Consider the following 17,099-nt stretch of genomic DNA (forward strand, 5'->3'; position numbering starts at 1 on the left):
GGAGGGACAGTCATGAAGCACAACAAGGTCGGCTCCGTGATGAGCACGGAGGTCGTCCGCGCCGAATACGGCACCCCGTTCAAGGAGGTTGCGCGCCGGCTCGGCGAGCACCGCATCAGCGGACTGCCGGTCGTCGACGAGGACGACAAGGTCATCGGAGTCATCTCCGAGACCGACCTGATGGCCCGCCAGGCGGACACCCCCGATCCCTTCGAGCCGAAGAAGAGGTCCCGGCTGGCCGGCCTGACACGGGGCGCCAGGAAGCACACCGCGAAGTCCAGGGCACGCACCGCCGGACAGCTGATGACCGAACCGCCCATCACGGTGCACGCGGACGACACCATCGTCGCCGCCGCACGGATCATGGCCCAGCACCGCATCGAACGGCTGCCCGTCCTCGACGAGGCGGACCGGCTCGTGGGCATCGTCACCCGCCGTGACCTGCTGACGGTCTTCCTGCGGCCCGACGCGAGGATTCGCACCGAGGTGATCGAGGAGGTGCTGGTACGCGCACTGTGGCTGCCGCCGCGCAGCATCGGCGTCTCCGTGACGGAAGGCGTGGTCACGCTGACCGGCCACATGGAGCGCAAGAGCGAGAAGGAGATCGCCCTGTCCATGACCCGGCAGATCGACGGTGTCGTCGCCGTGGTCGACAAGCTCACCTTCCGGCTGGACGACGCCAAGATCGAGCCCCAGGCACAGGCCCTGCACGGCGTGGCCGACGACTGGCTGCGCAGGACGTGAGAGGAGGCTGACAGTCATGCCCGCCAATGTTCTGGTCGCCTACGGGACGACCAACGGATCCACCGCGCAGATCGCCGAGGCCGTGGCCGAGGTCATGTCCAAGGCAGGGCTCGCCGCCGAGGCACTCCCGGCGCGCTCCGTCGACGACGTGACGCGCTACGACGCGGTCGTGGTCGGCGGCGGACTGTACGCCGGACGCTGGCACAAGGACGCCCGCCGGTTCGTGCGCCGCAACCGCCGCGCACTCGCCGGCCGCCCGCTGTGGTTCTTCAGCAGCGGCCCGCTGGACGCCTCGGCGTCCGAGAAGGACATCCCGCCCGTGGCCGGCGTACGGCGTGCCATGAACCGGCTCGACGTCCGTGAACACGTCACCTTCGGCGGCTGCCTGCAGGAGGGCGCCAAGGGGCGTATCGCCAAGATGATCGTGCGCAACGGAAAGGGCGGCGACTACCGCGACTTCCCCGCGATCGAGACGTGGGCGGCGCGGGTCGCCGGTGAACTGATCCAGGAGCGGGAGAACCGCTGACCGCATGCACAACTCCCCGGAGGGAGGCGCATCATGACCTTCCGTCAGATCCCGACGATGACGGCCGAGGCGGTGCTGTACCTGACCGCCGCGATCCTGGCGATCTTCTGCCTCGGGCTGGTCGCCTCGGTGATCGGCCTGCCACTGGTCCCGCTGCTGATCCCGGTCGTCGTCGCGCTGGTCCTGCTGGCGCGGCGGCTGGGCCGTGGCCACCATCCTCCCGCCGCCAAGGCGTAGTCCGCCAAGGCCCAGGGAAGGCCGGACGAACCGCAGTTGATGACCCCGGCGCGATGATCGCGCCGGGGTCCTCGTGCCGTGGGCCGGTGTCAGCGGTTCACGGTCAGCGGCACGGTGTCGACGGTCACGGGCCGGCCGTCAGCAGGCGACACGAAGTACGCCGTGAGCAGGCCCGGTCCGGTGCGGGCGGCCTTGTAGGGGAAGGTCACGTCGAAGGTGCCGCGGGTGCCCGTGCCCGACGTCGCCCTGACCAGGACGTCGGCTGCGGTGTGCCCGGTGGTGTCGGTGACCTTCAGCCGGAACTCGGCCTCGAAGGTGTCGGCGCTGCCCCAGACCCGCACCGGGGTGCGGACGGCGTCGCCGATCAGCGGGGATTCGACCAGGACGGCGGGGGACACGTTCTCGAAGTCGGCCCGGCCGACGGGGCCGTTGAGCACGATGCCCTCGCCCCCGAAGTGGTGCACCGGCTTGCCGTCGACCTCGAAGGCGACCTTGTGCACGGTGGGGAAGCGGGTGACGGTGAAGACGACCTGAGCCAGCCGCTCCTGCATGGACAGGCTGCCGCCTCCGTCGTCGTACCGGCCGGAGAGGTCGACGGTGGCCACGTGGTTCCGGATGACGAGTGAGCGCAGCCGTGTTCCGGACGGGACGGCGGTGGTGCGGCCGTGCCGGGCCTCGTAGCCGTTGGGCCCGGCCAGCAGTGCCCGTACCGCCGCGGTGGCGGTCGCGGGTGCGGTCACGGCGCGCGGAGCGGGCGAGACCTTCTGACCGTGCAGGAAGTAGACGGCCGTGCGGATGCTCTTCGCGCCGGTACCGCCGGTACCGCCGGACCCGCTCGTCCGAGGCGCCGAGGGCGTGGTCACGGGCGGCGTGGACGTGGACGGTGTGGCGGCCGAGGGTGCGGGGGCGCCCGAGGTGCCGCCCGAGGTCCCTGTGCCGGCGGACGGGCCGGAGAGACGGCCGGTGTCGGCCGGGGTGCCGGGTGCGGCGGTGTCCGTGCCGCAGGCGGTGAGGGCGAGGGCCGGGAGCGCCAGCGCCGTGGTGAGCAGGGCGGCGTGGCGGTGCCGGCGGCAGCGAGCGACGGACCATGGCTGGCTTGACATGACAACCTCCTCCAACACTTCCAGCGAACCGCTCCCCGACCGCCGCCTGAAGTGCCGCACGGCCCGCGCCGAGGGGCCGAACGGCCGTGGCCCCCAAGGCTTTTCGGCGCGGCCGCCCCGCGGGCACCGCCCTGCGGACACCACGCCCGCGGCTCCGGCGCAGGCCCGCGGTCCGCAGAGCCGCGGCGCCGGCACCCCGCAGGTATCGGCCCAGGCAGGGCCGCTGAGACCGGGCAGACGGGTCGGTCGGCCCATGTGCCCGGGAGCGGTCGGCGCGGACTCTGGAGGTGGACGTTTCGCGAAAGGCGGGATGCATCATGTCGGTCACCTATGACAAGCCCGGCCGCGCCGCCCTTCACCTGGCCCGCGCCGCCTCGCTCGCGCCCTCGCCGCACAACAGCCAGCCCTGGTGCTTCGTCGACGAGGGGCACGACCGCGGCTTCGAGGTGCACCTGGACGGCGGCCGGCGGATGGTGCTGACCGACCCGCTCGGCAGGGAGGCCGTCATCGCCTGCGGAGCGGCACTGTTCAACGTGCGGCTCGCCGTGCGGCAGCTCGGCTTCCGGCCCGTCGTCGACCTCCTGCCGGACCCCGGGGACTCCCATTACCTGGCGCGCGTCGGTTACGCGGCCCACGTCCCGAGCTCCCCCGAGGTGACGCTGCTGGCCCAGGGGATGCTCCGCCGGTACACCCACCGGGGGCGGTTCGGTGCCGAGCCGGTCGCGGACGAGATCCTCGGCGACCTGCACGAGCAGGTCCGGGCCGAGGGCGCCACCCTCCAGATCGTCGACGACCCGGAGCAGCTGGCCCTGCTCGCCGGGCTGGTGCGCACCGCGGAGGACGCGCACCGCGCGGACATCGGGCACGCCACCGAGCTGGCGCACTGCGTCGGTCCGTACGGGATGCCCGTCGAGGCCTGCTGGCACCACCCGGACGCCACGCTGCTGGCCGGCCGCGAGTACCTGTTCCGCGCCCATCGGCACCGCGTCTCCGCCCGCGGCCACGGCAAGGGCACCGGCACCGTCGTCGTCCTGTCCACCCCCCAGGACCGCCGCCCGGACTGGCTGCGCTCGGGGGAGGCCCTGCAGCGCATGCTGCTCCACGCGGCGGCCCTCGACGTCATGGCCGCCTCCCACACGCAACCCCTCGAGCTGCCCGCACTGCGCGCCCGCCTGCGGACGGACGTCACCGCGGGCCGCCACCCACAGGTGATCCTTCGCCTGGGACATGTGCCGCAGCGGCCGACGTGGTGCATGCCCCGGCGTCCACCGGTACAGGTGCTCGCCCGTGACGGCACCCCGGTGCGGTGGTGACCATGAACCGGATCAGGAGCCGACGGCAGGGCCGGGTGCGGTGGTGGCGGCTGCGCCGCAACCCGCTCAGGCGCCGTAGCTACCTCGTCGAGGCCTGGTTGCTGTTCGCCACCGGGATTCTCGCGCTGGGCGCCGCCATCATCTCGGGCGTGCTGAGCGCCCACGCCGTCGAGCGCGATCTGGACGGGCTGAGGGCCGACCGGCACAAGGTGCCGGCGGTGGTCACCGAGGACGTGCGACCGGCCCCCGGGGTCGACGGAATGGACGGCATGGACGGCAACCAGGTATGGGCCCACGTCCGTTACAAGGCGGCGGACGGTACGACCCGGAACGGTGTCGCCCGGGTCGACTCCGCGAGAAGCAAGAGCGGCAGCACGACCGAGGTGTGGCTGGACGCGCGGGGCAACCTCGTGCGCGAGCCCACGACGCCCGGCGAGGCGGAGTTCCAGGGGGCCGTGATGGGCGCGGTGGCCGCCGTGAGCGCGGGCACGGCGGTGATCCTCATCAGCTGGTACACGCGCGGCCGGCTGGACCGGCGGCGGCAGGAGCAGTGGGACACGGAATGGGCCGTGATCGACCCGAAGTGGGGCCGGAAGACCGGCTGACGCGGAAGACCGGCTGATACAGGGGGGCGGGGCCGACGGGGCGCCGCCGACGCGCCCCGCACACCCGTCCCGCCGACCCGCCCCACATAGGCACCTTGGGCAACGGTCAGCAAATACGCGGCAGTTGCTCGCCGAGCGGCATCTCCACGATCCGCCGCGCCCCCACCAGCGTCCGCATCATGACCCGTCCCCGCGGGCCCTGCGGCAGTACCTCGCCGATCGGCACCGCCTGCGCCCCCTCGGGAAGCGACCGCATCGCGGCCAGCGCCGCTTCGGCCGCACCGGGGTCCACGAAGGCCACCAGGCAGCCTTCGTTGGCGACGACCATCGGGTCCAGGCCGAGCAGGTCGCAGGCGGAGGCCACCGCCTCCGGAACGGGCACGGTACTCTCCTCGACCTCCACGGCGACGGACGAGTCCCGGGCGATCTCGTTGAGCGCGGCCGCCAGGCCGCCCCGGGTCGGATCGCGCAGCACATGGACCGCCTCGCCCAGTGGCGCCAGAGCGCGCACCAGCCGGTGCAGCGGCCGGCTGTCCGAGGCGATGTCGCTCTCGAAGCCGAGCCCCTCACGGGTGCTCAGCACGGTCGTGCCGTGCAGACCGATCGCCCCGGACAGCAGGACGACGTCCCCCGGGCGGGCCGACGCGGCCGAAGGACGAAGCAGGTCGTGCCGCTGCCCGACGCCGGTGGTGTTGATGAAGAGACGGTCGGCGGCACCACGTCCGACGACCTTGGTGTCCCCGGTGATCACGGGCACGCCCACGTCCTGGGCGGCCTTGCCCAACGAGGCCATGACGGACCGCAGTTCGGCGAGCGGCAGCCCCTCCTCGACGATCAGGGACACGGACAGGGCGAGCGGCCACGCACCGCGCATGGCGAGGTCGTTGACCGTGCCGTGCACGGCGAGGGACCCGATGTCCCCGCCGGGGAAGAAGAGCGGGCTGACGACGAAGCTGTCGGTGCTCATCACCAGCTCCGGATGGGCGGGCAGCAGCGCGGCGTCCTCCAGCGGGCCCGTGCCGCCGCCGACGGCGGGCAGCACCAGCTTCTCGAGCAGCTCCGCCGTGAGGCGCCCGCCGGCACCGTGGCCCAGCAGGACGACCTCGTCCTCGTGGTTCGGGGTCGGGCACTCGATGCTCATGGCGTGCTCCTCGCGGGAGTGCGTCCGGCCGCGTGGAAGGCGGCGCAGGTGCCCTCGGACGACACCATCGGCGCGCCCAGGGGATGGCGGGGCGTGCAGCGGGTGCCGTACGCGGTGCAGTCGGTGGGCAGCCTGGCTCCGGTGAGGATGGCGCCCGCGATGCACGCCGCGTCCTCGACGGGCCGCAGGCCGGTCACGTCGAAGCGGCGGGCGGCATCGAACTGCCGGTACCCCTCGGCCAGTTCGAGGCCGCTGTCCGGGAGCTCCCCGATACCGCGCCAGGCCCGGTCGGTGACCCGGAAGACCCGGCGGACGGCGTCCTGGGCGGAGGTGTTGCCGGACCGGCGTACGGCCCGTACGTACTGGTTCTCGACCTCGGCCCGTCCGTCCTCCAGCTGCCGTACGGCCATCAGGATGCCCTCCAGCAGGTCCAGCGGCTCGAAGCCGGTGACCACGATCGGGACGCCGTGGCGGGAGGCGATCGGCTCGTACTCGGTCCAGCCCATCACCGCGCACACATGCCCGGCCGCGAGGAATGCCTGCACCTCGCATTCGGGGTCGTCGAGCAGGGCCGTCATGGCGGGCGGTACGAGGACGTGGCTGACCAGCATCGAGAAGTTGGCCAGGCCGAGGCGGGCGGCGTGCAGCACGGCGGTCGCGTTGGCCGGGGCGGTCGTCTCGAAGCCGACGGCGAGGAAGACCACCTCCCGGTCGGGGTGCTCGGCGGCCAGGCGCACGGCGTCCATCGGCGCGTACACCACGCGCACGTCGGCGCCGCGCGCCCGCAGCGAGAGCAGGTCGGTGTCCGTGCCGGGCACCCGCAGCATGTCGCCGAAGCTGGTGAGGATCACACCGGGCCGGGCGGCGATCGCCATGGCCCGGTCCAGGGTCTCCAGCGGGGTGACGCAGACCGGGCAGCCGGGGCCGTGGATCATCCGCATCCCGGCGGGCAGCAGTTCGTCGATGCCTTGGCGGACCAGGGTGTGGGTCTGGCCGCCGCACACCTCCATGATCCGCCAGGGCCGGGTGGCGGTCTGCCCGAGCTCGTCCAGGAGCCGCCGGGCGAGGACGGGATCGCGGTACTCGTCGAGGTACTTCATCGGTGCGAGAGGTCGAGCCGGACGTCCACGACCCCCTCCACCGCCCGCACCGCCCGCGCCACCACGGGCACGAGCGTCCGGTCGGGCAGGACGCCGCCCAGGGTGACCACGCCCTCGGACACGCTCACGGTCAGGGGGGCGACCATCGGAAGCTGACTCAGTACGCTGCTGCGGATCTCCGCGGCGATCTGCGCGTCGTCCCGCAGGAAGACCTTGAGCAGATCACTGCGGCTGACCACGCCCTGGAGCAGTCCGACGCCGTCCACGACGGGCAGTCGCTTGACGCGCCGGCGGGCCATGATGCGGGCGGCCTCGGCCAGCGAGGCGTCGGCGTGCACGGTCACGGCGGGGGCGCTCATCAGGTCGCCCGCGGTCACCGCGCCGGCCTTCCTCCGCTCTTCGGGATCACCCTCCTCGGTGTCCCTGAACTCCTCCTTGGCCATCAGATCGGCCTCGGAGACCACCCCCACGACCCGGCCCTCGCCCGCCAGGACCGGCACGGCGCTGACCTTCCACTGGTCGAGCAGCTCGACGATCTCCTTGAAGGGCGCCTTGCTGCCGACGGCGACGACGGTGTGCGTCATCACGTCGCTCACGGTGTACGGGGATTCAGACATCGCAGCCTCCCGAAGCGTCTGCCGAGGTACGGACGACCGTCAGGTCGAGGAAGTGGGTGGAGCACGAGATGCACGGGTCGTGGTTGCGGATCGCCCGCTCGCACAGGGTCGTCAACTCGGAGTCGTCCGGGTCGCGTTCGCCGATCGCGCGCTGGGCCAGCCGGCGCAGGTCGTCCTCGATCGCACCCTGGTTCTGCGCCGTCGGCGGCACCAGCAGGGCATTGGTCACGATGCCGTCGACGTCGAGTTCGTAGCGGTGGTAGAGCAGTCCGCGGGGAGCCTCGGTGGCGCCGTGGCCGACGCCCGCGGCCGGGGGAACCTCTGTGTACGGGCGGGCGGGCGGCTCATAGCCATCGATGATCCGCAGCGCCTCCGCGACGGCGTACACGCTCTCCACCGCCCGCACCAGGATCGACCGGAACGGATTGCGGCACACGGCGCCCTCGCGCGGATCGCCCAGCCCCGCCTCCACGGCCGCCTGCTGCGCCACGGGGGACAGCCGTGCGCCGCTGATCGCGAAGCGGGCGAGCGAGCCGGTGAGATGCAGCCGTCCGTCCAGCCGCGAGTGCAGCGCGGTGGAGTGCTCCACATGGGTCTCGGCGACGTGCTCGGTGAATTCGCGCACCGGGAAGGAGTCGGTGGAGCCGTCCGGGCGCAGCACAGTCGGGGTTCCGCCCTCGATGGCGTACGTGTCCGGTTCGGCCAGCGCCAGCAGGTCGGCCTCTACGGTGGCGTCCGGGAACTCGAAGCCGGCCACCCAGCGCACGGTCTCCCATGCGTCGTCCAGCGCTTGCTTCAACTGCTCCTGCAGTGGCCGCAGTTCCTCGCGCGTGGGCGCCCGGTGGAAGCCGCCCAGCCGTACGTTCACGGGATGCACGGCCCGTCCGCCGATCAGCTCCATCAGGGAGTTGCCGGCCTTCTTCAGCCTCAGCCCACGCTCCACCTCGGCCCGGTGGGTGCGGGCCAGCTCGATCGCGCTCGCGCGGCCCAGGAAGTCGGGCGCGTGCAGCAGGTAGATGTGCAGGATCTGGCTCTCGATCCACTCGCCGCAGTACAGCAGCCGGCGCAGGTCCCGGATCACCGGGTCGACGGTAACCCCGCACGCGTCCTCGATCGCCGCGCACGCGCTCATCTGGTACGCCACCGGGCAGATCCCGCACACCCGCGCCGTGATGTCCGGCGGTTCGGTGTAGGAGCGGCCGCGCAGGAACGCCTCGAAGAAGCGGGGCGGTTCGTAGATCTCCAGCCGTGCCTCGGTGACCGTGCCGTCGTGCACATGCAGGCGCAGCGCACCCTCGCCCTCGACCCGGGACAGCGAGCCGACGTGCAGCACTCGGGAACCGCGGTGCGTCACTTGTCCAACTCCTCATCGAAAGCGGCGGTGTTGAAGGTGTGCAGGAATCGCTCCACGTCGTCCTCGTCGAGGCCGTCGCGGCGCAGCAGCGGGATCAGCGCGGGCAGGTTCACCGACCCGGACGGGCCGAAGCAGCCGAAGCAGCCGCGGTGGTAGGCGGGGCACAGCGCCCCGCACCCGGCGTGCGTGACCGGCCCGAGGCAGGGCGTGCCATGGGCGACCGTGACGCAGACCGTGCCGCGCCGCTTGCACTCGAAGCACACGCTGTGGTTCGGCACGTCCGGTTTCCGGCCCGCCAGGAACGCGGTGATCACCTCGATGAGCTGACGGCGGTCGATGGGGCAGCCGCGCAGCTCGAAGTCGACGTCCACATGGGCGGACACGGGCGTGGAGGTGGCGAGCGTGGCGATGTACTCGGGGTGCGCGTAGACGGTGCGCCGGAACTCGTCGACGTCCGCGTAGTTCCGGAGGGCCTGGATGCCGCCGGCCGTCGCGCACGCCCCGATGGTCACCAGATGCCGTGAGGCGGCGCGGATGGCCCGGATGCGCTCGGCGTCCCCGGGCGTGGTGATCGAGCCCTCGACCAGGGAGAGGTCGTAGGGGCCGGGCGCCACGGCGCTGGACGCTTCCAGGAAGTGCGAGATGTCCACCTCGCCCGCCAGCGCCAGGAGTTCGTCCTCGCAGTCGAGCAGGGTGAGCTGGCAGCCGTCGCAGGAGGCCAGCTTGAACACCGCGAGCCTTGGCCTGGTCTTCGTGGTTGCCATCTCACAACTCCCTTACCGAGAGCAGGGGTTCGGCGCGTGCCCAGTCCACGACCGGCCCCACCTGGCAGACCAGCAACGGGCCGAGCTGGCAGTGCCCGCAGTGCCCGGTCGCGCAGCGCATGTTGCGTTCCAGCGAGACCTGGATGCGGTCGGCGGGCACACCGCGCCGGACGAGGTCGCGGGCGGTGGCCCGGATCATCGGCTCGGGGCCGCACACGAACGCCGTCGTCTCCTCCGGTTCGAACTGCGCCCGCCCGAGCAGCTGGGTGACCATGCCGACGTCCCCGCGCCAGTCCACCTCGGGCCGGTCCACCGTCACCCCGGTGTACGCCGTGGCCCAACTCGCCACCTCCGCACGGGCGATCAGGTCGCTCGGGGTACGCGCCCCGATCAGCACGTTGACGCGTCCGTACGCGCCCGGTTCGGCGAGCATGCCCAGGATCAGCGGCCGCAGCGGGGCGAAGCCGATGCCGCCCGCCACGATCACGACGTCCCGGCCTCGCCCTCGCTCCGCCTCCCAACTGGTGCCGTAGGGACCGCGGATGCCGACGACCTCGCCGACCCTGGCCGCGCAGAGTCCGTCGGAGACCGCGCCCACGGAGCGAACGGTGTGCGCGAGGCCGCCGGTGGCCTGGATGGAGCTGACGGACACGGGAATCTCGCCTCGCCCGAAGGAGTGCACCATCGCGAACTGCCCCGGCAGGAACTCGGGCAGCGCCGGGCCGACCGGCTCGAACCGGAGCGTGACCGTGTCCGCGGTCTCCGCCCGGCGGGCGACGACACGGTGGGGCACCGGCAGCACGCTCATCGCTCGTCCTTCGTCTCGTAGACGCCGTACGTCCCCCGGGTCCCGTACAGGTCCATCAGCCGGGCCCGGGCCGCGCTCAGCCGGTGTGCCAGCACCCGGCCGACCCAGTGCTCCACCGCGCGTCCGAACTCGGGGTCGTTCAGACACATCAGACGAACGGCGGTGGCGTCGAACTCGTAGGCCCGCAAAGGGGTCACGGCCACCGCGCCGAGCTGCCAGACGTACGGCTCGTACAGCCACGACCAGCCGAGCAGGTCGCCGGCGCCGAGCGTTTCGACGACCGGTGAGCGGCGGCCGGGCACGTGTATGTCGAGGGCGGCCGTGCCGTTGCGGAGAATCCAGAACCGGTTCGCGTGCCCACCCTCCTCGAACAGCCGTGTGTCCTGCGCGAATTCGACCTGGCGACCGACGCGCAGCAGCCGCTCACGGTGATCGGCGGGCAGTGCGTGGTTCATGCGCAGCGCTATGGAGGGGGGCATCAGTCCGACTCCGTTCCGCGTTCGGCGTCCAGCGCGGCCACTTCCTCGGTGATGTCGATGCCGACCGGGCACCAGACGATGCAGCGCCCGCAGCCGACGCATCCGGACGTGCCGAACTGGTCGTACCAGGTGGAGAGTTTGTGGGTGAGCCACTGCCGGTAGCGGCTACGGGGGGAGTGGCGCACCGAGCCTCCGTGCAGATACGAGAAGTCCAGGTCGAAGCAGGAGTCCCAGTGCTGCCATCGCTCGGTGTGGTCACCGGTCAGGTCGGTGACCTCCTCGGTGGTGGTGCAGAAGCAGGTGGGGCAGACCATGGTGCAGTTGCCGCAGGTCAGGCAACGCTCGGCCACGTCGTCCCAGCGCTCGGCGTCCAGACTCGCCCCCATGAGGTCACGCAGGTCGACCGGGGGCAGCGAGCGGCCCATCCGTTCACGGGCCGCGTCGACCGAGCCGCGGGCGGTGGCCTCGGTGACCATGTCGGCCGTACGGTGCGGCACCTGCTTCAGCAGCCGGGCACCCTCCTCACTGCCGACGCGCACCAGGAACCGGTGCCCGTCCTCGTCCACCACTTCCGTCAGCGCCAGGTCGTAGCCGGGATCGGCGGCCGGTCCGCCGCCCGTCGACACACAGAAGCAGGTCGCACCCGGTTCGGTGCACTCGGCGGCGATCAGCAGCGCGTTGCGGCGCCGCTTGCCGTAGCCGTCGTCCTCGTGCCGTCCCCCGGTCAGTACGCGGTCCTGGATGGCGATGGCCCGCAGGTCGCAGGGCCGTACACCGAGGAAGGCGTACGACGGCGCCTCGGGCTCGTGCGCGGTGAACGACACCTCGCCCTCCGGCGTCCGGTCGGCGCTCCACAACATCTCCCGGGAGGGGTGCAGGAAGTTCTTCCAGGACTGCGGACCCGCGCTGTGCGCGAAGGCGGCCCCGTCCTCGCGGTGGACCAGCCGGTACCGTCCGGCCTCGAGCTCGACGCCCCAGCCGTACGGCAGCGCGTCCGCCGAGGTCAGCTCGGACAGCACGATCGCCCCATCGCGCACGGTCGGTCCCACGACGGTCCGCCCGTCCGCCACGAGCACCGTGACCAGGGCACCGAGTCCTTCCCGATCGAGCACGGCCGGGGCCACGTTCATGACGTTCCTCCTAGTCGCTCGTCCACTCCCAGCCTCCGGTCAACCGGGCCCTCGAAGGCAGGGGCCAACCGGCCCAGCGGATGTGCCGACCGGGCCAGGAGCGCCCTCCAGGGGCGCGCGGGCAGGAATTGTCGGACACTCCCTAGGGCAGGGGCTCACCCAGTTCGCCTTCCACCGCCCCGGCCATCGCCCGCAGAACCGACAGGGTTCTTTGCGCCTCCGCCTCGTCCACCTCGGTGATCGCGAACCCCACGTGCACGATCACGTAGGACCCCACGTCCGCATCCGGCGTGCAGCCGAGGCACACCTCACGCCGCACCCCGCCGAAATCCACCGTCCCCATCCGCAGACCCGCGTCGTCGTGGACCTCCACGACCCGCCCCGGGATGCCCAGACACATGTGCGTTCACCTCTCCTGGGCCAGCCGGGCGGCAGCCACCGCCGCCTGCCCGTAACTGATGCCGCCGTCCCCGACGGGGACCTGGCCGCCGACCAGCACCCGCAGCCCCTGCGCGTGCAGCCGCCGCTTGACCTCCGTGAGCAGTCGCCGGTTGACGAAGCAGCCCCCGCCGAGACACACGGTGCGCGGCGCGCCCTCGGCCACGGCCCGGGCCACGAGCTCCGCGGTCACGATCCCGAGCGTCAGATGGAAGGCCGCCGCCAGACGGGACACGGGCTCCCCGTCCAGCCGCCGCCGCAGCAGATCCGCCAGGGTCGGGGTGGAGTCGTACACCCACAACCCACGTGCCAGCACCACCCGTCGGTCGAGCGGCACGGCATGCTCCGCGCCGGCCGCGGCTTCGAGCAGGACGGCCGCCTCGCCCTCGTAACCGGCATGGTCGCACAGGCCCAGCAGCGCGGCGACCGCGTCGAAGAGCCGGCCGGCACTCGACGCACGCGGGCAGTTGACGTCGCGCGCGACCATGGCGCGCACGGCGGCGACCTCGGCCGTGTCGAGCCGGTCGGTGAAGTTTCGGGTGAGCCACGGATACGGGTGCGGGGAGCCCAGCGTCTCGGCGCCGAACAGATGGCCCAGGGCCGTACGGGAGGGATGGCGTACCGCCGCGTCGCCGCCGGGCAGCGGCGCGGTCGCGAACCTGCCCACGCGGCGGTAGCCGCTCAGGTCGGCGACGAGGATCTCACCGCCCCACAGGGTGCCGTCGTCACCCAGCCCGAGCCCGTCGTACGCCACGCCGAGGAACGGCCCGTGCACCCCGTGCTCGGCCGCGCAGGCGGCCACGTGCGCGTGATGGTGCTGCACCGGGATCCGGCGCAGCGACTGCGCCTTTGCCCACTGCGTGGACAGATAGCCGGGGTGCAGGTCGTGGGCGACGGTCTCCGGTTCGATGCCGGTGAGCCGTTTGAGATGTGCGTACGACGTCAGGAACGCGTCGTGGGCCGTGGCGTCGGCCAGGTCGCCGAGGTGCGGTCCGAGGTGGGCCCGGCCGTCGGCGGCCAGCGTGAACGTGTGCTTGAGCTGGGCGCCGGCACCGGTGACCGGCGTGTCCACGGCGAGCGGCAGCGGGGCGGGGGCCAGGCCGCGGGCCCGCCGGACCGTGATCCGCGTCCGCCCGGTGAACTGCACCACGGAGTCGTCGTAGCGGGACCGGACCGGCCGGTCGTGGCTGAGGAAGCCGTCGGCGACACCGGCCAGAGCGCGCCGCGCCTCGGCGTCGTCGACGGCGATGGGCTCGTCGGCGAGGTTGCCGCTGGTGACCACGAGGGGGCGGGCCAGCTCGTCGAGGAGAAGGTGGTGCAGGCCGGTGGTCGGCAGGAACAGGCCCACGTTCGTCAGGCCCGGGTGGATCTCGCGGGCGAGCGGATCGACCCCGCTCGGGCGGCGCCGCCCGAGCAGCACCACCGGCCGTTCCAGGGAGGTCAGGGCGCTTTCCTCGGTGGCGCCGATCCGTGCCAGCCGGGCGGCCGCCGGCAGATCGCCGACCATGACGGCGAACGGCTTCACCGGACGGTGCTTGCGCCGCCGCAGTTCGGCGACGGCGTCCGCATCGCCCGCGTCGCAGACGAGTTGATAGCCGCCGATACCTTTCAGCGCGATGATCCCGCCGGCCGCGACGGTCTTGACGGCCGCCCGCAGCGCCTCCTCGCCCCGCAGGTCCTCCCAGGCGAGCTGCGGGCCGCAGACGGGGCAGGCGACGGGTTCGGCGTGAAAGCGCCGGTCGGCGGGGTCGGCGTACTCGGCCGCGCACTGCGGGCAGAGCGGGAAGCGGCGCATGGTGGTGCGGATCCGGTCGTACGGCAGGTCCTCGATGATGGTGGCGCGCGGCCCGCAGCCGGTGCAGTTGATGAACGGGTAGCGGTGGCGGCGGTCGCGGGGGTCGCGCATCTCGGCCAGGCAGGTCTCGCAGATCGCGGCGTCCGGCGGGATCTCGCGCGGCGCCGTGTCGGCCTCCTCGGGCGCGCTGTGCCGTACCTGGAACCCCGGGCCGTACGCCGACCGCGCGGTGTCGCCGGTCAGCCGGACCCGGCGCACCCGGGCGAGGGCCGGCGCGTCGGCGCGCAGGCGGACGGCGAAGTCGTCGATCACGTGCTGCGGCCCGGCGACCTCACCCTCCACGTGACCGTTGACGTTGGCCACCCAGCCGTTCAGGCCGAGCGCCGACGCCGTGCGGTACACGAACGGCCGGAAGCCGACGCCCTGGACGATCCCGTCCACGCGGAAGCGCCGCACGGTCATGCCGGCCTCCCCGCGGTCTGCCGGTACCGGGCGATCTCCCGCTCGACGGTCCGCGCGAGAGGTTCGACGGCCGCCTCGACGGCGGGGGAGAGGCCGTTGCCCAGCGAGGTGTCGGCGCCTTCCACGGCGTAGACGACGAGATGATCGGGCAACTTGCCGAGTGCACGCGCGAGTTCGACGGCCTCGCCGAGTCCGAGGCCGTGCGAGCTGGTCGTCTGCGGCTGCGCCAGGTTCCCGCCGTCGAGCTCCAGGCGGTGCACCCGGCCGGGCAGGCCCGGGTGCGCGTGCGCCGCGTCCACGACCACCGCGAGATCCGCGTCCTCCCACAACCCGATCAGCCGCCCCGGATCGCCGTCGCAGGTGGCCCATACGGTGCCGGGCGGCAGCGGCCGTCGCGCGGCGCGCTCGCGCAGCCGGGCGAGTACGGCCCAGCCCACGCCGTCGTCGCGCCGGAACTCGTTGCCGACGCCGATGACGGCGATCCGTGTCCGTGTCCGCATGGTCCTCACAGTGCGCCGAAGCTCCCGGTCCCCGCATGGGCCGAACGACCCCACGGCCGGGCCGACCCGCCCGGGTCAGGAGGGCACGACGGCGACGGGGCAGCGGAAGTGCCCCAACAGCTCCGGCAGGGCGGAGCCCGCGCAGGACTGCCGTGCGACCACCACGAGTTCGGCTCCCTCCGAGGCATGGGTCAGTGCCTGGGACGGGGTGAACAGCAGGACGTCCTCCAGCACGTCGACGTCCGGATACTTCCTGCGCCAGGGCCGCAGCGCGTCGGACAGCAGCTGCACCTCGTTGTCCTCCCAGGTGGCGCGGTCCTCCTCCAGGATCGGCAGGGGCGGTGCGGCGGCACCGGTGGGCAGCTTCCAGGCGTGCACCGCGTGCAGGCGTGCGCCGCGCAGCCGGGCAGCCTCGAAGGCGAGGTCGAGCGCGGCGGCCGACGGGTCGCGGACGTCGACGGCGACGGTCACCCCGGCGGACCGCCGCGCGGGAGCCTCGCCGGGCATCGCGCCCGGGACCAGGACCACCGGCCCGGACGACGCCGCCGCCACGGCGGCCGCGGTCGAGCCCACGGTGGTCCCCGCCTGACCTCCCTCGCCGCGCATGCCGAGGACGAGCAGTTCCGCGTCCCGGCTCACGGCGCGCAGCACCGGGGCCGGCGTGCCGACTTCGCTCTCGGCCCGTGCCCGGAACGCCCGGTGCCGCCCGGCGAGTTCGGCCACCACATGGTCGGCCACCGCCTCGGGGTGGTACGGCCACTGCTCCACGGGATCCAAGGGGGCCGGCGGCACCACATGCACCACCCGCAGCGGCAGTCCCCGCAACAGGGCTTCCCTGGCGGCCCAGTCGGCGGCGGCACGGCTGCGCGCCGACCGGTCGACGCCGACGATGATCTCTCGTTGCATGGTGCGCCGCCTTTCGGGCCGTGTGTCCTCCACACTTTCCCCCACGTCCGACCGGCGAGCAGGGGCCGAACGGACCAGGCCGAAGACCTGGCGGCCCCTACCTGCCGGCAGGCCGCGGGACGACGCTGGTGGCGAGGAGCAGCCCGAGCGCTGGAGGTGCGCATCATGCTTCCGCCCGTCATCGCCGGTGTCGACGGATCCGCCGAGAGTCTGGCAGCCGCTCAGTGGGCCGCCCGCGAGGCCGTACGCCGCGACCGGCCCCTGCAGCTCTTTCACGCCTGGAACTGGCACCCCCGCCAGGAGGACGGCGAAGAGGCCACGGCCGCCCAGCGCCACCTGGCGCGGCGGTTCCTGTGTGCCGCGGAGGAACGCATCAGCCGCACCTGCCCCGAGGTCCACCGGGCCCCCGACGTACAGGTCGAGGGCCCTGCCACCGCCGCACTGCTCAAGGCCGCCGATGACGCCGACCTGCTCGTGCTGGGCTCGCGCGGCCTGAGCGGCTTCTCCGGCTTCCTGGTCGGCTCGGTCGCGCTGGGCGTGGTGGCGCGCGCCGCCGGGCCCGTCGTCCTGGTCCGCGCCGGTGAGGAGGCCGCCGACGAGCACCTTCCGGACCGCGACGGGAGCGGATCCACCCGCACCGGCTACCGGGACGTCGTCCTCGGCATCGACGCCAAGAACCCGTGCGACGAGGTGATCGAGTTCGCCTTCGAGGAGGCCCGGCTGCGCGGCGCGCGGCTGCGGGTCGTGCACGCCTGGCAGCAGCCGTCCCCGGTCGGGCTCGGCCCCGGCGACCTCGGCCTGGTGGGCGCTTCGGAACGGGCCGGGGAATGGCTCGGCTACCTGACCGCCGTCCTCCAGGTGTGGCGCGACAAGTACCCCGGGATCGAGGTCGCCGAGACCGTGACCGAGGGCCGCCCGCAGTCCGTACTGGTCCGGGCCGCCTCCGGGGCGAGCCTGCTCGTCGTCGGCCGCCGCGCCACCGAACTGCCCGCGGGCCCGCGCACCGGCCCCGTCACCCACGCCGCAATCCACCACGTCGGCTGCCCCGTAGCCGTCGTGCCCCACGTCTGAGAGGGC

19 protein-coding genes are annotated in these 17,099 nt (G+C 73.0%); 6 read left to right on the forward strand and 13 right to left on the reverse strand.

The genetic code is table 11. From position 1 onward, the window contains the following. Positions 1 to 12 precede the first annotated feature (12 nt). Genes ACIBN2_RS04470 through ACIBN2_RS04480 form a run of 3 tightly spaced genes read left to right on the forward strand, consistent with a single transcriptional unit; the run spans position 13 to position 1,507 of the window. Complete coding sequence (locus ACIBN2_RS04470; RefSeq protein ID WP_399132624.1) at positions 13 to 744, forward strand: CBS domain-containing protein; 732 nt, start codon at positions 13 to 15, stop codon at positions 742 to 744. A 16-nt stretch (positions 745 to 760) separates the two neighbouring features. Then, complete coding sequence (locus ACIBN2_RS04475) at positions 761 to 1,270, forward strand: flavodoxin domain-containing protein (RefSeq protein WP_399132626.1); 510 nt, start codon at positions 761 to 763, stop codon at positions 1,268 to 1,270. 33 nt (positions 1,271 to 1,303) lie between these two features. Continuing rightward, on the forward strand, positions 1,304 to 1,507 hold the full coding sequence (locus ACIBN2_RS04480) for a hypothetical protein (protein WP_399132627.1): 204 nt from the start codon (positions 1,304 to 1,306) through the stop codon (positions 1,505 to 1,507). Between the two features lie 89 nt (positions 1,508 to 1,596). On the opposite strand, the gene ACIBN2_RS04485 is transcribed toward ACIBN2_RS04480, so the two are convergent. Continuing rightward, positions 1,597 to 2,610, reverse strand: a complete 1,014-nt coding sequence (locus tag ACIBN2_RS04485; protein ID WP_399132628.1) for a GerMN domain-containing protein — start codon at positions 2,608 to 2,610, stop codon at positions 1,597 to 1,599. Between the two features lie 317 nt (positions 2,611 to 2,927). On the opposite strand from ACIBN2_RS04485, the gene ACIBN2_RS04490 reads away from it, so the two are divergent. Then, the gene (locus ACIBN2_RS04490; RefSeq protein ID WP_399132629.1) at positions 2,928 to 3,923 is read left to right on the forward strand and encodes an Acg family FMN-binding oxidoreductase; all 996 of its coding nucleotides are present in this window, start codon (positions 2,928 to 2,930) and stop codon (positions 3,921 to 3,923) included. A gap of 2 nt (positions 3,924 to 3,925) precedes the next feature. After that, positions 3,926 to 4,528, forward strand: a complete 603-nt coding sequence (locus ACIBN2_RS04495; RefSeq protein ID WP_399132630.1) for a hypothetical protein — start codon at positions 3,926 to 3,928, stop codon at positions 4,526 to 4,528. A gap of 106 nt (positions 4,529 to 4,634) precedes the next feature. Here the strand turns inward: ACIBN2_RS04495 and hypE are convergent, their stop codons facing one another. From hypE to ACIBN2_RS04555, 12 genes are all read right to left on the reverse strand, one after another. Then, positions 4,635 to 5,669: a hydrogenase expression/formation protein HypE gene (gene hypE / locus ACIBN2_RS04500; RefSeq protein ID WP_399132631.1), complete on the reverse strand. Its 1,035-nt coding sequence runs from the start codon at positions 5,667 to 5,669 to the stop codon at positions 4,635 to 4,637. Continuing rightward, positions 5,666 to 6,769: a hydrogenase formation protein HypD gene (gene hypD, locus ACIBN2_RS04505; RefSeq protein WP_399132632.1), complete on the reverse strand. Its 1,104-nt coding sequence runs from the start codon at positions 6,767 to 6,769 to the stop codon at positions 5,666 to 5,668. The genes hypE and hypD overlap by 4 nt, the downstream gene beginning before the upstream one ends. Beyond that, positions 6,766 to 7,386, reverse strand: a complete 621-nt coding sequence (locus tag ACIBN2_RS04510) for a CBS domain-containing protein (RefSeq protein ID WP_399132633.1) — start codon at positions 7,384 to 7,386, stop codon at positions 6,766 to 6,768. Before ACIBN2_RS04510 ends, hypD begins: the two co-directional genes overlap by 4 nt. Then, the gene (locus ACIBN2_RS04515) at positions 7,379 to 8,740 is read right to left on the reverse strand and encodes a Ni/Fe hydrogenase subunit alpha (RefSeq protein ID WP_399132634.1); all 1,362 of its coding nucleotides are present in this window, start codon (positions 8,738 to 8,740) and stop codon (positions 7,379 to 7,381) included. The genes ACIBN2_RS04510 and ACIBN2_RS04515 overlap by 8 nt, the downstream gene beginning before the upstream one ends. Beyond that, positions 8,737 to 9,504, reverse strand: coding sequence for an oxidoreductase (locus ACIBN2_RS04520; protein WP_399132635.1), 768 nt, complete (start codon positions 9,502 to 9,504; stop codon positions 8,737 to 8,739). Before ACIBN2_RS04520 ends, ACIBN2_RS04515 begins: the two co-directional genes overlap by 4 nt. A 1-nt stretch (position 9,505) precedes the next feature. Further along, positions 9,506 to 10,312, reverse strand: coding sequence for an FAD/NAD(P)-binding protein (locus ACIBN2_RS04525; protein WP_399132636.1), 807 nt, complete (start codon positions 10,310 to 10,312; stop codon positions 9,506 to 9,508). After that, positions 10,309 to 10,791, reverse strand: coding sequence for a Crp/Fnr family transcriptional regulator (locus ACIBN2_RS04530; protein WP_399132637.1), 483 nt, complete (start codon positions 10,789 to 10,791; stop codon positions 10,309 to 10,311). The genes ACIBN2_RS04525 and ACIBN2_RS04530 overlap by 4 nt, the downstream gene beginning before the upstream one ends. Continuing rightward, on the reverse strand, positions 10,791 to 11,921 hold the full coding sequence (locus tag ACIBN2_RS04535; protein ID WP_399132638.1) for a 4Fe-4S dicluster domain-containing protein: 1,131 nt from the start codon (positions 11,919 to 11,921) through the stop codon (positions 10,791 to 10,793). Before ACIBN2_RS04535 ends, ACIBN2_RS04530 begins: the two co-directional genes overlap by 1 nt. A gap of 142 nt (positions 11,922 to 12,063) precedes the next feature. Further along, positions 12,064 to 12,321: a HypC/HybG/HupF family hydrogenase formation chaperone gene (locus ACIBN2_RS04540; protein WP_399132639.1), complete on the reverse strand. Its 258-nt coding sequence runs from the start codon at positions 12,319 to 12,321 to the stop codon at positions 12,064 to 12,066. A 6-nt stretch (positions 12,322 to 12,327) separates the two neighbouring features. After that, the gene (gene hypF / locus ACIBN2_RS04545) at positions 12,328 to 14,616 is read right to left on the reverse strand and encodes a carbamoyltransferase HypF (protein ID WP_399132640.1); all 2,289 of its coding nucleotides are present in this window, start codon (positions 14,614 to 14,616) and stop codon (positions 12,328 to 12,330) included. Continuing rightward, a complete protein-coding gene (locus tag ACIBN2_RS04550) occupies positions 14,613 to 15,116 on the reverse strand; it encodes a hydrogenase maturation protease (RefSeq protein WP_399132641.1) in 504 nt (167 codons plus the stop codon). Before ACIBN2_RS04550 ends, hypF begins: the two co-directional genes overlap by 4 nt. 75 nt (positions 15,117 to 15,191) lie before the next feature. Further along, positions 15,192 to 16,022, reverse strand: a complete 831-nt coding sequence (locus ACIBN2_RS04555; protein WP_399132642.1) for a universal stress protein — start codon at positions 16,020 to 16,022, stop codon at positions 15,192 to 15,194. A gap of 165 nt (positions 16,023 to 16,187) precedes the next feature. Here ACIBN2_RS04555 and ACIBN2_RS04560 point away from each other — a divergent pair, with 165 nt between their 5' ends. After that, positions 16,188 to 17,093, forward strand: coding sequence for a universal stress protein (locus ACIBN2_RS04560; RefSeq protein WP_399132643.1), 906 nt, complete (start codon positions 16,188 to 16,190; stop codon positions 17,091 to 17,093). Positions 17,094 to 17,099 lie beyond the last annotated feature (6 nt).

The organism is Streptomyces sp. NPDC050534, assembly GCF_044457745.1.
Lineage (GTDB): Bacteria > Actinomycetota > Actinomycetes > Streptomycetales > Streptomycetaceae > Streptomyces.

Coding starts and splice junctions, on each gene's coding strand:
- ACIBN2_RS04470 (WP_399132624.1), top strand. CDS start 13: ATGAAGCACAACAAGGTCGGCTCCGTGATGAGCACGGAGGTCGTCCGC.
- ACIBN2_RS04525 (WP_399132636.1), bottom strand. CDS start 10,312: ATGAGCGTGCTGCCGGTGCCCCACCGTGTCGTCGCCCGCCGGGCGGAG.
- hypE (WP_399132631.1), bottom strand. CDS start 5,669: ATGAGCATCGAGTGCCCGACCCCGAACCACGAGGACGAGGTCGTCCTG.
- ACIBN2_RS04540 (WP_399132639.1), bottom strand. CDS start 12,321: ATGTGTCTGGGCATCCCGGGGCGGGTCGTGGAGGTCCACGACGACGCG.
- ACIBN2_RS04510 (WP_399132633.1), bottom strand. CDS start 7,386: ATGTCTGAATCCCCGTACACCGTGAGCGACGTGATGACGCACACCGTC.
- hypD (WP_399132632.1), bottom strand. CDS start 6,769: ATGAAGTACCTCGACGAGTACCGCGATCCCGTCCTCGCCCGGCGGCTC.
- ACIBN2_RS04550 (WP_399132641.1), bottom strand. CDS start 15,116: ATGCGGACACGGACACGGATCGCCGTCATCGGCGTCGGCAACGAGTTC.
- ACIBN2_RS04480 (WP_399132627.1), top strand. CDS start 1,304: ATGACCTTCCGTCAGATCCCGACGATGACGGCCGAGGCGGTGCTGTAC.
- ACIBN2_RS04530 (WP_399132637.1), bottom strand. CDS start 10,791: ATGCCCCCCTCCATAGCGCTGCGCATGAACCACGCACTGCCCGCCGAT.
- ACIBN2_RS04475 (WP_399132626.1), top strand. CDS start 761: ATGCCCGCCAATGTTCTGGTCGCCTACGGGACGACCAACGGATCCACC.
- ACIBN2_RS04535 (WP_399132638.1), bottom strand. CDS start 11,921: ATGAACGTGGCCCCGGCCGTGCTCGATCGGGAAGGACTCGGTGCCCTG.
- ACIBN2_RS04520 (WP_399132635.1), bottom strand. CDS start 9,504: ATGGCAACCACGAAGACCAGGCCAAGGCTCGCGGTGTTCAAGCTGGCC.
- ACIBN2_RS04485 (WP_399132628.1), bottom strand. CDS start 2,610: ATGTCAAGCCAGCCATGGTCCGTCGCTCGCTGCCGCCGGCACCGCCAC.
- ACIBN2_RS04555 (WP_399132642.1), bottom strand. CDS start 16,022: ATGCAACGAGAGATCATCGTCGGCGTCGACCGGTCGGCGCGCAGCCGT.
- ACIBN2_RS04495 (WP_399132630.1), top strand. CDS start 3,926: ATGAACCGGATCAGGAGCCGACGGCAGGGCCGGGTGCGGTGGTGGCGG.
- ACIBN2_RS04560 (WP_399132643.1), top strand. CDS start 16,188: ATGCTTCCGCCCGTCATCGCCGGTGTCGACGGATCCGCCGAGAGTCTG.
- hypF (WP_399132640.1), bottom strand. CDS start 14,616: ATGACCGTGCGGCGCTTCCGCGTGGACGGGATCGTCCAGGGCGTCGGC.
- ACIBN2_RS04490 (WP_399132629.1), top strand. CDS start 2,928: ATGTCGGTCACCTATGACAAGCCCGGCCGCGCCGCCCTTCACCTGGCC.